At 46.2% G+C, this 12,617-nt stretch carries 23 protein-coding genes; 9 read left to right on the forward strand and 14 right to left on the reverse strand.

Annotated features, from left to right (window positions below):
• Nucleotides 1-2: 2 nt before the first annotated feature.
• Genes eexN through HMPREF3178_RS09625 form a run of 7 tightly spaced genes read right to left on the reverse strand, consistent with a single transcriptional unit; the run spans nucleotide 3 to nucleotide 5,263 of the window.
• Nucleotides 3-230: an IncN-type entry exclusion lipoprotein EexN gene (gene eexN, locus HMPREF3178_RS09595; RefSeq protein ID WP_001749959.1), complete on the reverse strand. Its 228-nt coding sequence runs from the start codon at nucleotides 228-230 to the stop codon at nucleotides 3-5.
• 7 nt (nucleotides 231-237) lie between these two features.
• Entirely contained in the window at nucleotides 238-951 is a 714-nt protein-coding gene (locus tag HMPREF3178_RS09600) for a TrbJ/VirB5 family protein (protein WP_001749960.1), read from the reverse strand.
• 17 nt (nucleotides 952-968) lie between these two features.
• Nucleotides 969-3,569: a VirB4 family type IV secretion/conjugal transfer ATPase gene (locus tag HMPREF3178_RS09605; RefSeq protein ID WP_070585140.1), complete on the reverse strand. Its 2,601-nt coding sequence runs from the start codon at nucleotides 3,567-3,569 to the stop codon at nucleotides 969-971.
• Complete coding sequence (locus HMPREF3178_RS09610; protein WP_033547510.1) at nucleotides 3,569-3,886, reverse strand: VirB3 family type IV secretion system protein; 318 nt, start codon at nucleotides 3,884-3,886, stop codon at nucleotides 3,569-3,571. The genes HMPREF3178_RS09605 and HMPREF3178_RS09610 overlap by 1 nt, the downstream gene beginning before the upstream one ends.
• Before the next feature lie 49 nt (nucleotides 3,887-3,935).
• The gene (locus HMPREF3178_RS09615; RefSeq protein WP_063267565.1) at nucleotides 3,936-4,229 is read right to left on the reverse strand and encodes a TrbC/VirB2 family protein; all 294 of its coding nucleotides are present in this window, start codon (nucleotides 4,227-4,229) and stop codon (nucleotides 3,936-3,938) included.
• Nucleotides 4,230-4,238: 9 nt separating this feature from the next.
• Nucleotides 4,239-4,520 (reverse strand): transcriptional repressor KorA, encoded by a 282-nt coding sequence (korA, locus tag HMPREF3178_RS09620; RefSeq protein ID WP_033547508.1) that lies wholly within the window; start codon nucleotides 4,518-4,520, stop codon nucleotides 4,239-4,241.
• A gap of 8 nt (nucleotides 4,521-4,528) precedes the next feature.
• Nucleotides 4,529-5,263, reverse strand: coding sequence for a lytic transglycosylase domain-containing protein (locus tag HMPREF3178_RS09625; RefSeq protein WP_072115788.1), 735 nt, complete (start codon nucleotides 5,261-5,263; stop codon nucleotides 4,529-4,531).
• 108 nt (nucleotides 5,264-5,371) lie between these two features.
• Here HMPREF3178_RS09625 and HMPREF3178_RS09630 point away from each other — a divergent pair, with 108 nt between their 5' ends.
• Genes HMPREF3178_RS09630 through HMPREF3178_RS32180 form a run of 6 tightly spaced genes read left to right on the forward strand, consistent with a single transcriptional unit; the run spans nucleotide 5,372 to nucleotide 7,798 of the window.
• Nucleotides 5,372-5,677, forward strand: a complete 306-nt coding sequence (locus tag HMPREF3178_RS09630) for an H-NS histone family protein (protein WP_063267566.1) — start codon at nucleotides 5,372-5,374, stop codon at nucleotides 5,675-5,677.
• Nucleotides 5,678-5,692: 15 nt separating this feature from the next.
• A complete protein-coding gene (locus HMPREF3178_RS09635; protein WP_063267567.1) occupies nucleotides 5,693-6,037 on the forward strand; it encodes a hypothetical protein in 345 nt (114 codons plus the stop codon).
• Nucleotides 6,034-6,348: a TrbM/KikA/MpfK family conjugal transfer protein gene (locus HMPREF3178_RS09640; protein ID WP_063267568.1), complete on the forward strand. Its 315-nt coding sequence runs from the start codon at nucleotides 6,034-6,036 to the stop codon at nucleotides 6,346-6,348. Before HMPREF3178_RS09635 ends, HMPREF3178_RS09640 begins: the two co-directional genes overlap by 4 nt.
• Before the next feature lie 35 nt (nucleotides 6,349-6,383).
• On the forward strand, nucleotides 6,384-6,695 hold the full coding sequence (locus HMPREF3178_RS09645; protein WP_001452736.1) for a hypothetical protein: 312 nt from the start codon (nucleotides 6,384-6,386) through the stop codon (nucleotides 6,693-6,695).
• Nucleotides 6,696-6,744: 49 nt separating this feature from the next.
• Entirely contained in the window at nucleotides 6,745-7,392 is a 648-nt protein-coding gene (locus HMPREF3178_RS09650; RefSeq protein WP_226911616.1) for a restriction endonuclease, read from the forward strand.
• 4 nt (nucleotides 7,393-7,396) lie between these two features.
• Nucleotides 7,397-7,798 carry an Hha/YmoA family nucleoid-associated regulatory protein gene (locus HMPREF3178_RS32180; RefSeq protein ID WP_400223466.1) on the forward strand — a complete coding sequence of 134 codons (402 nt, stop codon included), beginning with the start codon at nucleotides 7,397-7,399 and terminating at the stop codon, nucleotides 7,796-7,798.
• A gap of 63 nt (nucleotides 7,799-7,861) precedes the next feature.
• Here HMPREF3178_RS32180 and HMPREF3178_RS09665 read toward each other — a convergent pair whose 3' ends face one another.
• From HMPREF3178_RS09665 to HMPREF3178_RS09690, 6 genes are read right to left on the reverse strand one after another with little or no spacing between them, the layout of a single operon-like run.
• Nucleotides 7,862-8,125 carry a hypothetical protein gene (locus HMPREF3178_RS09665; RefSeq protein WP_063267569.1) on the reverse strand — a complete coding sequence of 88 codons (264 nt, stop codon included), beginning with the start codon at nucleotides 8,123-8,125 and terminating at the stop codon, nucleotides 7,862-7,864.
• 16 nt (nucleotides 8,126-8,141) lie between these two features.
• Nucleotides 8,142-8,468 carry an endoribonuclease MazF gene (gene mazF, locus HMPREF3178_RS09670; RefSeq protein ID WP_052990699.1) on the reverse strand — a complete coding sequence of 109 codons (327 nt, stop codon included), beginning with the start codon at nucleotides 8,466-8,468 and terminating at the stop codon, nucleotides 8,142-8,144.
• Complete coding sequence (locus HMPREF3178_RS09675; RefSeq protein WP_063267570.1) at nucleotides 8,458-8,715, reverse strand: hypothetical protein; 258 nt, start codon at nucleotides 8,713-8,715, stop codon at nucleotides 8,458-8,460. Before HMPREF3178_RS09675 ends, mazF begins: the two co-directional genes overlap by 11 nt.
• Before the next feature lie 8 nt (nucleotides 8,716-8,723).
• A complete protein-coding gene (locus tag HMPREF3178_RS09680; RefSeq protein WP_052990697.1) occupies nucleotides 8,724-9,266 on the reverse strand; it encodes a hypothetical protein in 543 nt (180 codons plus the stop codon).
• A complete protein-coding gene (locus HMPREF3178_RS09685; protein WP_042061333.1) occupies nucleotides 9,266-9,514 on the reverse strand; it encodes an AbrB/MazE/SpoVT family DNA-binding domain-containing protein in 249 nt (82 codons plus the stop codon). The genes HMPREF3178_RS09680 and HMPREF3178_RS09685 overlap by 1 nt, the downstream gene beginning before the upstream one ends.
• 12 nt (nucleotides 9,515-9,526) lie before the next feature.
• Nucleotides 9,527-9,808, reverse strand: coding sequence for a hypothetical protein (locus HMPREF3178_RS09690; protein ID WP_063267571.1), 282 nt, complete (start codon nucleotides 9,806-9,808; stop codon nucleotides 9,527-9,529).
• Nucleotides 9,809-10,025: 217 nt separating this feature from the next.
• On the opposite strand from HMPREF3178_RS09690, the gene HMPREF3178_RS09695 reads away from it, so the two are divergent.
• Genes HMPREF3178_RS09695 through HMPREF3178_RS09705 form a run of 3 tightly spaced genes read left to right on the forward strand, consistent with a single transcriptional unit; the run spans nucleotide 10,026 to nucleotide 12,231 of the window.
• Nucleotides 10,026-10,745, forward strand: a complete 720-nt coding sequence (locus HMPREF3178_RS09695) for a TrbG/VirB9 family P-type conjugative transfer protein (RefSeq protein ID WP_063267572.1) — start codon at nucleotides 10,026-10,028, stop codon at nucleotides 10,743-10,745.
• A 2-nt stretch (nucleotides 10,746-10,747) separates the two neighbouring features.
• Nucleotides 10,748-11,347 (forward strand): recombinase family protein, encoded by a 600-nt coding sequence (locus HMPREF3178_RS09700; RefSeq protein WP_063267573.1) that lies wholly within the window; start codon nucleotides 10,748-10,750, stop codon nucleotides 11,345-11,347.
• 2 nt (nucleotides 11,348-11,349) lie between these two features.
• Nucleotides 11,350-12,231: a replication protein RepA gene (locus HMPREF3178_RS09705; RefSeq protein ID WP_052990694.1), complete on the forward strand. Its 882-nt coding sequence runs from the start codon at nucleotides 11,350-11,352 to the stop codon at nucleotides 12,229-12,231.
• A gap of 49 nt (nucleotides 12,232-12,280) precedes the next feature.
• Here the strand turns inward: HMPREF3178_RS09705 and HMPREF3178_RS29800 are convergent, their stop codons facing one another.
• Nucleotides 12,281-12,481: a DUF7706 family protein gene (locus tag HMPREF3178_RS29800; RefSeq protein ID WP_074163873.1), complete on the reverse strand. Its 201-nt coding sequence runs from the start codon at nucleotides 12,479-12,481 to the stop codon at nucleotides 12,281-12,283.
• Between the last annotated feature and the right edge of the window lie 136 nt (nucleotides 12,482-12,617).

The following is a 12,617-nucleotide window of genomic DNA, read 5'->3' on the forward strand; positions in this document are numbered from 1 at the left end:
TCCTAAATTTTCGGTGAATTGATTTCGCCGTCTTTTTTGCCGAACACAAACAGCTGACGATCGGCTTCGCGCGCGTTTTTGCAATCAGGTTTCTGAAGTTCATCCGCGTCTTTCTTGCATTCCTGAATTGTTGCCTTGCGCTCTTTCTCATGTTTTTTGTACCACTCCACGTCATGCGAGGCATCGCAGGCCACCAGGAGGAAAGGGATAACAAGCAGTAGTTTTTTCATAATTACCTCAGTTAATTGAAGGTGACGCGGTAACGTCCCCGCCGGTTCCAAAAACAAAATTGTGGGTGGCACGTTCTTTCTGCGCACGTAATAGCTTGTCCTGTGACTGCTGCAACATGTTCATCAGATTCAGCTTCGCCTGCTCACCCTGAATAGCACCCTGTGACGTCTGGATACGGGCCTGTAAGTCAGCAATCGATTTCAGGTCTGGCGTCGTTTTAATCTGCTCCGTCAGCTCCTGCATATCGGTTAGTTCCTGCATCTGGTTGTTGTAGGCTTTTTCTGCCATAACGCGGTCATAAGCGCCTTTTTCAGCCAGCTTTTTGTTCATGTAGGTAATTGCTTCGCTGGGCGTCATGTCGTCAACTTCCGCATTAAACTGGCCCATCATGCTGTTAACTGAAGGCGTGACGGAAGAACTGGAGTTCATGGCGTCGCTGTAGATCTCCTTCCAGTTGTCCGGCAAATTATTTGCCAGCGTGCTGGTAGACGTCCCCAGCAGATCGCCCAGGTTGGTTGTCTTTGCCATCGACTCATACATATTTTTCTGCGTTTGCAGCTGGCTTTTAAGCTGCTCCAGCTGCTGCGCCATTTGCTGAAGCTGCTCGACCTGTTTAGCCAGCTCAGTAGGGTTGGTCACGATGATGCCTGCGGAAGCGCTTTGCGCGCCTCCCAGAATCAGGCCGGTGGTCAGCAATACTGCCGTCAGTGTTTTTTTCATGGTGTTTTGCCTCGTTGTTAAGCCGTCAGGCGCCAGTATTCTTTGAGCCATACTTCAGGGTCATTACCGAGCCGTTCAACCAGCTCATGCGCAATTTCGGCGTTTTGTGGTTCACCGGACAACACGCTAAGAACGTTGTCCATTGTCTTAATATCTGCATCAATATCGTCGCTGTTGCGAGGGTAGAGATTGAAAGAAGCAATCGCAGACTGTTGCCCTTGTTTAACCAGGAATTGTCTGGAGTGTTCGGTAATCGACATCAGCGCGTCGTATTCAGCATCAGTAAGGAAGGCATAATCCTCTCGGATAGCTTCCGGATCGCGCAGGCAGATTTTTGTGACGGTCTGCGACATGATCGTGCGGCCAATACGGCTGGACAGCGCATCGTTCGGCTCCTGCGTGGCAAACACATAGATAGCGTCTTTCTTACGGTCAGTTTTGATACCACGCTTAACTTCACGCTCGATAACCGGATCGTCAAGGTAGGCGTGGAACTCGTCAAAGCACTGAATGACGCGGCGTTTGCCGTCGATGGAGTCACGTACCCGGTACAGAAGGTACATCATGAGCGGAGTACGGGCCGGGCTGGATACTTCCTCTTTGGCTGCGATAAACTCGGATAAATCGAAGCCAAAAATATCATTCGCGCTGAGATCCAGGCTGTCTTTATCATTGTCAAAAAGCCAGCCATACTGACCTTCGCGCGTCCATTCGCGCAGCAGCCCTTTCAGTGATACGCCATTTTCCACAACTTCATTCACGTACCCGTCCAGGATAGTAACGGTGCGCGCCTCGCGTGGAATAAGTGAGCCTTCCCCCATAACCGCATCAACGCCTTCAGCCAGTTCGGTAGCCATCGTTGCGCTGATAGGCCCGTTATTGGTGGTTTCCACACAAATGCGGAACAGGTTTTTAATGAGGGCAATATTGCGTTTGGTCGGTTCAATCTGAAGCGGGGCAAACCCGGACGGCATACCCTGTTGCAGAACTTTATAGTAGCCACCAACGCTTCGAATGAACGGCTCCATACCGCGGTCACGGTCATAAACAAAAAGCCGTGGGTTATACTTCATTGACTGCGCCAGCAGGAAGTTAAGCAGTGTGGTTTTACCTTCCCCCGACATGCCCGTTATTAACGCATGGCCCAGCGGCCGTTTACCGTAAGAAAGTTCTTCAAGCGGGGTCACATGGAAATTAAAATAAAGTGGCGTACCGCTGATCGTGCGGAACATGGTCAGCGCTGGCCCCCACGGGTTATTGTCAGGCTTGCCACGCATAAAATTGTGGAACGGGCTGAAGTGCAGGAAGTTCCATGAGTTTATCGGAACCGGACGCGGCGCCCATTTCTGGTTGCCAGGCAGTCTCGCATAATATGCAGCCTCAGAGGCCAGGCTGAGAGTCCCGCCAACCACGCCACAGCCGGTCAGCATAACCTTCACACGACGCGCTTTGCGCTGTACCGCGTTTTGGTCATTATCCCAGACATGCACGGTTCCATGATGGTAGCCCATCACGAACTCTCTGGACGTCAGCATATCGAGCGCGTTACCAAGCTGTGCCAGCTGGCTTTGCGCACGGTCGCGCGTTTCCTGCAAAGATTTTTCCTGATGCGTCAGAAACGTTTTAGCTGAAGATTCAGAAAGGCAAGAAAAACTCTGCGTCAGAAGGTATTCAAAATCGGCTTCTTTAAGCATATTGAGCTGGCCTGGCTCTGTATCTTCTTCGTATTCACGAAATTCAATGCCGGTGGTATAGAAGTTGTGATCTACCGTTCTGATCTGGACAACATCCCCCCACAGGGAGCTAACAGGGCGGTTGTCCATGATGTACTCACGGATACGATCACGGCAAACAGGCACGATGGCCCATTCCATATTTGCGAGGAAATAAAGGAACTCCAGCGCTTTTGAATAAGCGTGAGCCTGCGAAGGTTCAGGCTCGTTGCGTTCGATAACAATGGCTTCGTCAAAAATGTCTGATTCATCGACTTCAGCCAGTTCTTCACGTTCTTTTTTATCAGGCGCCGGAATTTCAACACCGCGTTTGTCACGATAATAGATACCCAACTGCTGAATGCCATACGGCTTCATTGCTTCCAGGATTTGTTCAGAAACATCTTCCAGACCTTCAAGCGCCTCATTCTGCATTTGCTGAATTTGGTCACGAGTCGGCTTTTCAAATTTTGCCAGAAACTTCTGTGTTTTATCCCCTACCTGTTTGTAAATAACGGTCAGATAAAGATCATTAATCAGCTGCTTGGAATCGCCGTGCAGCTTGCGGTTATATTTATCAACATAAGCAGGGAAATACTGGTCATACTCACCATCCGGGTACTCTTTAGCCTCATGGTGATATTCATGCGTCCACAGCTCTACCTGGTCTGTTCCGAAGCTCTTGACCAGCGTATTAAGGTCTTTATGCCAGGTGACCAGTTCCCGATCTGATGCGCAGTCATGTGTGCGGCCATCCAGCTTGAAAAAAGCCATCAGATCGCCGTTTTCCATCGAAATCACGTAATCATTGAGGTGATAAGAATAGGGCAAATACTTTTTATTTACCGATGGCTCCTTACGGAAGGCATCAATTTTTTTTGGCTTCGTAGCGGTGGCAGCTCTCATTATTTTAAACCCTTACGTTTGTAGTCAGCAGTGGAATAAGACGATCCTCCCCACTGCTTAAACGGAGAATCAAACCAATTACTGAATTTGGTTTTCAACCACAGGCCCATAATTCGAAACATGCGGTCGTCATATTTTGTTAATGCAGCTGAAGGAATCCACAAAAAGACGAACACCAGGATCGCCCACATATGAATAATCATAAAGAGCGAAGCAGAGATCATGAATATCAACATAGCTACATTACGTGGTACACCCAGCGCGCGAGGTAAGCGAGTCGCACCTTTGAAAAGCGGTCTTTTCCCGTCAACGAACATCTTTGTAGTCCTCACTTTGGGGGACAAAAGTCCCCCCTTTTCGCGTTGGTCAGCTTCCTACACCCGTCAGGGAAACCAGATATGATGCAGAACCAATACCAATCAGTGCGATTACGATACGAGGAATAAAGCTGGCTGGGATTACGTGAAGCATCCACATAAAGCAACTAACCATGATCGCAATAGCACAACCAAGTGGAATCCATGTGTTCAGCCACGTCTGGATTGATGTAGCGGTTGATTCACCAGTATCGGTGCCAGCGGCCAGCGCGATTTGCGGCAGGGCAATTGACAAAACGCCCATAACTACCGCAGGGCCATACTTCTTAAACAACGTGGTCATACTTTCTCCTTACTCACTATCTTCTGTTGATTTCAGATTTAACCGGCATTCTTCAACGCCACACTTATCTTTCAAAAACTCTGCCAGTAGCCTTAAATCAGCCCAGGTTCGTAGCTCATGCTCTTTGTTAACCCGAATGGAACATGCGATCTGGCCCAGCTGTTCATCGTCTATCTGAAAAACGGGATACCACTTCTTTAATGAAACCCGTTCTATCGTTACCTCCTTCACTTTTCCTGCTTCAAATAGCTCCAGGATCTGTGATTGCAATACAAGGTACAAACGTTCCATCCATAACCTCACTCCCCCTTCGCTGTTTCCTGTTTGGTTAAAAAGGCATCCGTATTATTTCGGCTGAAGGCATCGCCATCACCCGAACCAAAAACATCTTGTTCACCGTCATACTGCGGCGCCGTACTTTTTGCCTGCTGAGGCTCAGTCGCGGTGCTGTCCTCACTGGTCTGGCCGTCAGGTAGCAGCGTAGGGATTTTCAAATCAGTTGATTGACGCGCCACGTTGATAACTTTCGTGACGTACCCGTTAGAAATCCCGTTTGTGAGTGAGCCGGTGTTGTAGCAGGAAAGCGCGTGTCTCAGCGCAACCTGCCCGGCTGGGTAGGATTTCAGGGCGCTATCATAACAGGCTTTAAGGATGGTCTGGCTCGCCCGCAGGTTGATGCAGGGCTTGAAAATATCGTCAACCGAAAGACCCAGGCCCACTAAATTATTTGAGTTAATTTGTGCAAGGCCCATATCAAAACTTTTATTATCCTTCAGCAGAACTTTCGCAACGCTGACGGCCTCAGCTTCAGTACGCGGTTGCTGTTTTAACTGGGTACTACCGTTAATATTGATCCTGTACGGCCCATTTGAGGACTCATGGCCGACGATGTACGCCATTGTTAAGGGTGAAACATCAGGCGCACATCTCTGCGCAAGCCTGGCAACTTCATCGGAGGCAGGCGCAGCACTGGCACGGCCAGCACAAGCAAGGCAGGCCAGAGCGAGAACCAGGAGTTTTGGATGTTTACTCATTTACGTTTCACCGCGTAATTGTAATTTCGACGACTTTTGTTTATGATAAGGGCTAATGAGATCGTGTCAAGAAGAAACGAAAAGAAAACCGCTGAAGGAAGGAAGGTGATGCTGGTTCCCCTGAAATCAGAAAAACGACCCAAAGGCGAACCCGTGTATCGTGACCCGGATAACCCTTTTAATACGTGGACTGGTATAGGGAAGCGCCCGGCCTGGCTAACTGCAAAATTGGACGCTGGCATTAGCCTGGAAGCCATGAAAATGCAGGGCGTAGCCAACCCCAGAGAACATAGACCAGCAAAATACCGCGACCCCAGGAACGCAGAAAATACCTGGTCCGGGACTGGCCGCCGACCAACATGGCTCAAAGAGCTGCTTGAAAGTGGTTTATCACTTGATGATCTGAAGATATAACCGGAGGGTATAAAAATGGGCGAAATTATTGATTTTGCGGAAAGGCAAAAAGGCAGAAGGAAGAAAAAGGCATCTTCCATTCCGCCCATTTTTAGAAAATTTCGTGTCCATGCGATCAGGTTACTCGCCAGCATCATCAAATCCGGCTCTTATTCAGTTGCTTATATCGTTAAGAAAATTACAGGAAAGTTAATCAAGTTTTTCACAATTTTAACGATTTTCGTTTTTGTTGTCGAATATATCGCAGGCGATATAGGTTACAAATCTATTTATAACGCCGCGTTATTATTAATGTTACTTACCGTTATCAACATTCTGGCGGGTGTATATCTGAACAAACTGATAAGGACAAAACAATGAAGAAATTCTTAATCCCTCTGATAGCAGCTGGTAGTCTGCTTTATCTTCCTGCCAGCCATGCTGAAGATCCCTGCAAAGTTATTATGTGCATGGCGGGCAAGCTCACCGGCGATAGCGGCGGAAGCGAGTGTAACAGTGCTGAAGCTGCCTTCTTCAATATCGTTAAAAAGAACAAGCACGGCTTTTTACCCAACCACACGAAGGATGCCAGGAAGGCTTTTCTTAATGAATGCCCGGATAATGGCGAAGGTGGAAGTAACCAGTCGATGATAAGCCAGATCATAAGTAAATACGGGAAAGTTCGCTTATAGGCGAGCTAGGAATAATCTCAATTTAAGGAGCCAACGTGAAAAAAATTATATTAAGTGCATTAGCCTGTACAGCTCTCTTAACTGGTTGCGTCAGCCAGGATAAAGGTAATGCGATGCAGAGCCAGCTGAATAACCAGCAACGCCAGATTAACGAATTATCCGTTCGTTTGCAGTCTGCGGAGTCCCGGCTATCAAAGCAGGAAGAAAAGCTGCGCAACGAACTGCTGCAATCCAGCGGCTATTGCTATCTGAATGGCGCCCGCTACTCGACCGGCACCGTACTTTACGGGCGGATTTGCCAGAATCAGTCAGGCAGCGCTTCGTGGCAGGTATACAGCCGTCGCTAAACACCAGGGCGGTTTAACCGCCCTTTTCTTTACCCACAGAAAGCCCACTATGACCATGTTCCCCTTCCCCACTACAGAAAACCTTATTCTATGGGCTTGCAGCGCCATCGCACTGCTTGCCGTTGTATTCTTCCGGCGTTCAGTACGGCACAGGCGACACAAAAGGAAGCAGCAAAGTGCGCGGCGGGTGCTGGGGCGCATAAAGACGTTGCCGGGCTTCCCACAAAAAATTAACTACCTGCGGAAAATTGATCCCTTTGTGTTTGAAGAACTGTTGCTCGAAGGATTTGAAGCGCATGGCTTCAGAACCATCAGAAACAAACGCTATACCGGCGATGGAGGCATTGACGGCCAGGTAATAATAGGAAAATATCGCTATCTTATTCAGGCTAAACGCTATCGCGGCCATATTGCTTTACAGCACGTCCAGGAGTTCGAGAAGTTGCTTAAACGTCATAACTGTCGCGGTCTGTTTTGCCATACCGGGAAAACCGGCGCAGGTTCAAAATCTGTCAGTATTGCCAGTGATCGAATGGAGATTATCAGCGGCCAGCGCCTGATAGATTTGCTCACGCCCGGCAGCTCCTTCACTATCGCAACCGCCCCGCAGACGATGATGAAGCGTACCGCAGCAACGCGAGTAACGAACACCATTGTTAAAGATGCCGGTAAAGAAAATCGATACCATGAGAGTTAATTAAATGAAGTCAGTAACTATAGAAGCAAAAACATTTGCTGAAATGTTGGGGATAACAGAAGGCGAGTTAATATTTGCCATTAAAACAACTGGCAAATTCAAAGACAAAATCATTCCACAACCTCATGAGCCACATAAATCGAAAAGTCGATTCTTATACTCGGACGTAATGAAATTTATCGAATCAACAAAAGAAAAAGAAAACTTGCAGAAGAAGTATTTGATGCGCTTTCGCCGTTGCAGCTCACTGGATACTCTTGAAAAGGTATTTGAGAGCTTACGGGAGAAGTTAGCAGGTAAAGAACTCGATGCTATGATGAGCGCCTCAGACCATCGGAGAGCCGAAATCACACACAATACGTTATGGGATAAAGTTCCGGCCTCCGCGTGGAAACATGTAAAGTAATATAAGCCCGATACCGGGCTTTTTCATTTCCCAGAGTTTCAACCTATAGCCGAACACTGAATCTTAAAGCGGCACACGGTCGAATGACACCATTTCATTTTCAAAACGTTTTAACGCAGAATCCCTATACGCAACAATTTTAAGCCATTCAGAATTATCAGGCTCTGAGGATATAATTGTACTGGCTAATTTTCGCCATAGAATTAAAACACCATAAGCCCAATTATAATACATTTCTCTCTGCCATTGTTCTGTAGCATTTATGGCATCCTGCATATGTTCAGTCATTAACTTTTCTGCTTCTTCAGTAATCTGTTTTAAATCCATAGGTTTACCCTCTCTCCTACCCGATAAGCACTTTAATTTTGGCCCTAACCTCAGCTAAAACAGTAGGCGGTACTTTTCCTTTCTTGACCGCTCCACGTTCACGCCAATCAAGGTTTTTAACCTGGTCAGCCAGCACAGCGCTCCCCTCACCGTTCCTGACCTCAAACGGATAGCCTTTTATCTTTGTTGTCATAGGGCAGCACAACATTAACCCTATTTTACCGTTATAGATGGCTGGGCTTAACACTAATGCTGGTCTGTGGCCCGCTTGTTCATGACCGGCTTGCGGATCAAAGTCTATCCATACAATATCACCGGCATCAGGAATATAATCATGCTTCATTATTTAGCCTCTTGCTAATATAACCATTCCATACAAACGTAATGATAAGCACCCCGCTACAAATAAGCATAACTGCAACCGGAGTTGTATCAAGTAAAGATACAGCCTCAGAACCACCGACATGGATAGAGTTATCTCTAAAAATCTTGCTAAATCCTAACCAGATAGAATAAGCACCAATACCAAACCAAACCAGGGCACAAATAAACTTCACGAAGCTAAATATTTTCTTTAAAACTTTCAGCATAGTCCCCCCTAAAGAACATTTTTAAACTTTCTCTTCCATTCATCGTAACTCATGTTACTTTTGTAATGTTCCTTCCACTTCTCCCAATGCTTCCGGCTTATATCTTCCAGCTCCATATCAACTTCTTCTTCACTTAAAAGCCTGGTAAAACGAGCCGAACTTATACCAGCATATTTCCTGTGAAAATCCCGCCCTTCTTTATAAATTATTACCTGAGTCATTAAAGACCAATACAGTTTATTAAGAAGATATGCAGCAACATACAACTGAACGAGAAACATAACCAAAAGATAACCTACAGACATAAGGTAGTCACCTAAGCTGTAAGTTCCGTCATTAAGGTAAAGGCTGGAATCATTATAAGTCACCGGTAATTTTATCTTAGGTTGCAACCAGTTAATCCATTCAGAGAAATAATATGAAACTGGATTATAAGCTAAACCAAATACCCCTATTGCGGCATAGTAGGCGATCCCAATTCCTATGACAGCAAAAAGGCTCTTACAACCAAAGCTGAACCACCGGATAAAGGTTCTGCCATCTTTTTTCATTACAACAACTCCTTCCCGACTGGAGGCCCAAAAGAAACTTCCTCATGAATATTTTCGGCTGTAACACCGGCCATCAAAGCATCCAGTGAATACTCCTTCGTTTTAACTGGCACGATAGTTATTTTCCCATCCTCAACTGACAGCTCCACTACATCATCAACATTCAATGAAGCAGCACGGACAATAGCAGAAGGAAGGCGAACTGAAGGACTATTACCCCATTTTTTAACAGTTACTTGAGTACCCATATAAACCTCTAATTAGTGTAATAAGTTAACCAGTTTAATAATAATCATAATGACCATGACTACAGCAAACACTCCGACCAGCAATTTAATAATTTTTGCTGAAAGGGTATTCGTAAAAGCGGCTCCTATCCCTGAAACACAAAACCCTATACAGGCCGCAGCTACAGGCGCCCAGGCTGGTAATGGGTTTTTATCTGTAATCATTTCCAGCATTAAAGGAGCTGTCGCGAATATAAGCCCCGCAATAAACGGAAAAAGCCAAGCGCTGTTTCGTTGAACGTACCTTTCTAACATCACCCTCTCCTAACGTATCATTAATGTTGATACGGCGAGTGTAGAACCATCGCTTTAATGTGTCAACAATGTTGACACAATCAATGTATCAAAAACGATGGTTTTTGTGACAGCTATCAAAAGAGCTGAGAAACCTGCTTTACCCCCTTCCAAACAGTAACAAAACTCGTTACAGTATCAATGTAACAATAACCATGTAACAAAATCAGGAGCGCAAATGTCGAGTGGCAACTTTTTTAGTCCCGCAGGTCTGAGTGCAGCGGCAACAATTCTGCTCACGCTACCAGGGCAAGTACAAGCCAGCGCCGAGAACTATCAATACCAAATGAAATACTCAGCTGATGCTCAGTCTATTCGCCCAACTACGGTATTCGATGATGGTAAGGCTACATGGTTTGTCATTCCCTCTGACCCAAAATCGCCGCCTGCGATACTGATCGTGACACCGGATGGAAAAGAGAAACTTCCAGTCCGTTATGTAACGGCCCCGAATGCAGATAACACGGCAATAACCATCATTGCTTATGATGTTGCAGAAGAATGGCGTATACGCAAAGGAGCTATGGTTGTAGCAGTCAGAAACGAGAATTTCAAAAACGGCGTGACAGTCACGGATCATGAGAAAAAAATCAGTAAAGAAGAACAAAAAATTCACGATGATATTGCGGAATACCTGACCAGATTGAACACCGTTTCAAGCCAGGTAGTTATTAAGATGCAAAACATTGATGTTCATCCTGAAAACAATAGTGCTGATTTTTCATATGCCAGATTCATTAAAACCACAAAAAATAATGCTGCATATGTTAACTATGAAAAGATACAAGGCAACCTAACATACCGTTATGTTGAGCAGCGTAAAGAAAAAAACGGCCCGCAGCAAAAGCCTGTATTTCAGGTGCAATCAATTCAATTTAAGACTGTGGAAAATAAATAATCATGATTATTGGTTACGCCCGTAAATCAACGCATCTTCAGGATGTGGCGCACCAGGTAGACGAACTAAAAAAAGCTGGTTGTGAACAAATTTATCAGGAACAAACGTCACGCGGAGGCCCAAAACGTGAAAGCAAAGGCGCCCCGGAGCTGGAGAACTGCCTGAAGGCTCTACGAGAAGGCGATACACTGATTGTCTGGGCGCTGGACAGGCTAGGAGGTTCCTTAGCGCAGGTCATAACCTTACTGGACGATCTGAAAAAGCGTGGTATCACCTTTATTGCTATTAAAGACAGAATTGATACGAGCGCGCCCGTAATTGGCGAAGTCTATACACATCTGATGGCAATATTTTCAGCATTTGAGCGTAACCGAAATATCGAGCGAACACGTTCAGGGTTGGCAGCTGCTCGCGCAAGGGGCCGCGTTGGAGGAAGGAAACCTGCATTATCTGAAGAAGATATTAAACAGATAAAGATTCTTTTGGCCGATCCTGAAATGACCGTTAGTTTAGTTGCGAAACGGTTTAATGTTTCGCGTATGACCATTTACCGCTATACGAATAGTGACAATGCTTTGGCTGACGAAGCCGGTAAGGAGTAATCATGGCAGAGGATAAACCGCTTACTAAGCAGCAGCAGAAAACAGTCGAAGCATCGGCACAAATAAAACAAGACCCACCCAAAGGTAACGACCTGGCCTTTACCCATTCAATTTTGTGTCAGGTTGGGCTACCAAGATCTAAACCGGAAGGCCGGGAGTTTATGCGCCGTTCAGGGGATGCCTGGCTTGTCGTACAAGCCGGTTGGCTTGATGAAGGCAATGGGCCTGTAGAACAGTGCTTACCATACGGCCCTATGCCGCGCCTTGCTATGGCCTGGGTATCGTCATTTGCGCTACGCAACAAAACGCGTGAAATCAAGATAGGCAGCAGTGCTAATGAGTTCCTGAAGCTGCTGGGGATGGAACCGCAGGGCGCCAGGCATAAAACTCTAAGAACGCAAATGCACGCTTTGGCCGCTTGCAGGCTTCAGCTCGGTTTTCGTGGCCGAACGTATAACGGCCAGCCAGTAGAGCAATTCGACGCATGGCTAAGAAACGAAGATAGCGGGCAACAATCACTTTGGCCGGGCTTACTGGTGCTTTCTGACGGTTACTTTAAAGGACTGCTGGAAAGCGCTGTGCCTCTGGATAACCGCGCGCTTAGTGCGCTAAAAGGGTCTGCCCTGGCACTTGATATTTATGCCTGGCTGGCGCACCGCCTTCACAGAATTGAAGGACGTCCCGTTTTACTTTATTGGGCTAACCTGCGCGATCAATTTGCTCAGGAATATAAAGGGAAAGACCCCGATAAGGATTTCAAAAAGAAATTTCTTCCTGCGTTAAAAGATGTATTGGCAGTATATCCAACCGCAAAAGTTCAGCAGGTAAAGGGAGGTATTTTACTTTATCCATCACCTCCCCCTATACCATATAAAATACCTTAAAAGACAAACGGGCCTATACAGGCCCGTCTTACTATCAACACACCGGATATTAACGCGGAGCTATACCTGCCTCAGCTAAAGTCCGCATAATAGCATTTATGCCATCCATCATTTCATAAGCCTCGTTCTCAGACGTAGAAACGTTAACGCAATCCTGATGTGTTGTACGTTTACAGAATTGAGCAAGCGCCCACGCTTCAGTATTACTTAATTCAAGATTCAGGCTTATTTTATCCAATTCAACACTCATATTTATCTCCCAATCTAAGCCGCATTGTTGATATTAATGTTTATTAAATAATCGAACTGGTGCGCGCAAAAGTCAATCAATGTACGAATCATTTTTACCTGCTTTTATGCCCGTCAGGGCATGGAAGGCGACCGCG

The organism is Klebsiella sp. HMSC09D12 (genome assembly GCF_001808475.1).
Classification (GTDB): domain Bacteria; phylum Pseudomonadota; class Gammaproteobacteria; order Enterobacterales; family Enterobacteriaceae; genus Klebsiella; species Klebsiella oxytoca.

What these genes read in the sequence shown, in the direction of transcription:
- eexN (WP_001749959.1), bottom strand. Translation starts at nt 230, where the DNA reads ATGAAAAAACTACTGCTTGTTATCCCTTTCCTCCTGGTGGCCTGCGAT.
- HMPREF3178_RS09600 (WP_001749960.1), bottom strand. Translation starts at nt 951, where the DNA reads ATGAAAAAAACACTGACGGCAGTATTGCTGACCACCGGCCTGATTCTG.
- HMPREF3178_RS09605 (WP_070585140.1), bottom strand. Translation starts at nt 3,569, where the DNA reads ATGAGAGCTGCCACCGCTACGAAGCCAAAAAAAATTGATGCCTTCCGT.
- HMPREF3178_RS09610 (WP_033547510.1), bottom strand. Translation starts at nt 3,886, where the DNA reads ATGTTCGTTGACGGGAAAAGACCGCTTTTCAAAGGTGCGACTCGCTTA.
- HMPREF3178_RS09615 (WP_063267565.1), bottom strand. Translation starts at nt 4,229, where the DNA reads ATGACCACGTTGTTTAAGAAGTATGGCCCTGCGGTAGTTATGGGCGTT.
- korA (WP_033547508.1), bottom strand. Translation starts at nt 4,520, where the DNA reads ATGGAACGTTTGTACCTTGTATTGCAATCACAGATCCTGGAGCTATTT.
- HMPREF3178_RS09625 (WP_072115788.1), bottom strand. Translation starts at nt 5,263, where the DNA reads ATGAGTAAACATCCAAAACTCCTGGTTCTCGCTCTGGCCTGCCTTGCT.
- HMPREF3178_RS09630 (WP_063267566.1), top strand. Translation starts at nt 5,372, where the DNA reads ATGCTGGTTCCCCTGAAATCAGAAAAACGACCCAAAGGCGAACCCGTG.
- HMPREF3178_RS09635 (WP_063267567.1), top strand. Translation starts at nt 5,693, where the DNA reads ATGGGCGAAATTATTGATTTTGCGGAAAGGCAAAAAGGCAGAAGGAAG.
- HMPREF3178_RS09640 (WP_063267568.1), top strand. Translation starts at nt 6,034, where the DNA reads ATGAAGAAATTCTTAATCCCTCTGATAGCAGCTGGTAGTCTGCTTTAT.
- HMPREF3178_RS09650 (WP_226911616.1), top strand. Translation starts at nt 6,745, where the DNA reads ATGACCATGTTCCCCTTCCCCACTACAGAAAACCTTATTCTATGGGCT.
- HMPREF3178_RS32180 (WP_400223466.1), top strand. Translation starts at nt 7,397, where the DNA reads ATGAAGTCAGTAACTATAGAAGCAAAAACATTTGCTGAAATGTTGGGG.
- HMPREF3178_RS09665 (WP_063267569.1), bottom strand. Translation starts at nt 8,125, where the DNA reads ATGGATTTAAAACAGATTACTGAAGAAGCAGAAAAGTTAATGACTGAA.
- mazF (WP_052990699.1), bottom strand. Translation starts at nt 8,468, where the DNA reads ATGAAGCATGATTATATTCCTGATGCCGGTGATATTGTATGGATAGAC.
- HMPREF3178_RS09675 (WP_063267570.1), bottom strand. Translation starts at nt 8,715, where the DNA reads ATGCTGAAAGTTTTAAAGAAAATATTTAGCTTCGTGAAGTTTATTTGT.
- HMPREF3178_RS09680 (WP_052990697.1), bottom strand. Translation starts at nt 9,266, where the DNA reads ATGAAAAAAGATGGCAGAACCTTTATCCGGTGGTTCAGCTTTGGTTGT.
- HMPREF3178_RS09685 (WP_042061333.1), bottom strand. Translation starts at nt 9,514, where the DNA reads ATGGGTACTCAAGTAACTGTTAAAAAATGGGGTAATAGTCCTTCAGTT.
- HMPREF3178_RS09690 (WP_063267571.1), bottom strand. Translation starts at nt 9,808, where the DNA reads ATGTTAGAAAGGTACGTTCAACGAAACAGCGCTTGGCTTTTTCCGTTT.
- HMPREF3178_RS09695 (WP_063267572.1), top strand. Translation starts at nt 10,026, where the DNA reads ATGTCGAGTGGCAACTTTTTTAGTCCCGCAGGTCTGAGTGCAGCGGCA.
- HMPREF3178_RS09700 (WP_063267573.1), top strand. Translation starts at nt 10,748, where the DNA reads ATGATTATTGGTTACGCCCGTAAATCAACGCATCTTCAGGATGTGGCG.
- HMPREF3178_RS09705 (WP_052990694.1), top strand. Translation starts at nt 11,350, where the DNA reads ATGGCAGAGGATAAACCGCTTACTAAGCAGCAGCAGAAAACAGTCGAA.
- HMPREF3178_RS29800 (WP_074163873.1), bottom strand. Translation starts at nt 12,481, where the DNA reads ATGAGTGTTGAATTGGATAAAATAAGCCTGAATCTTGAATTAAGTAAT.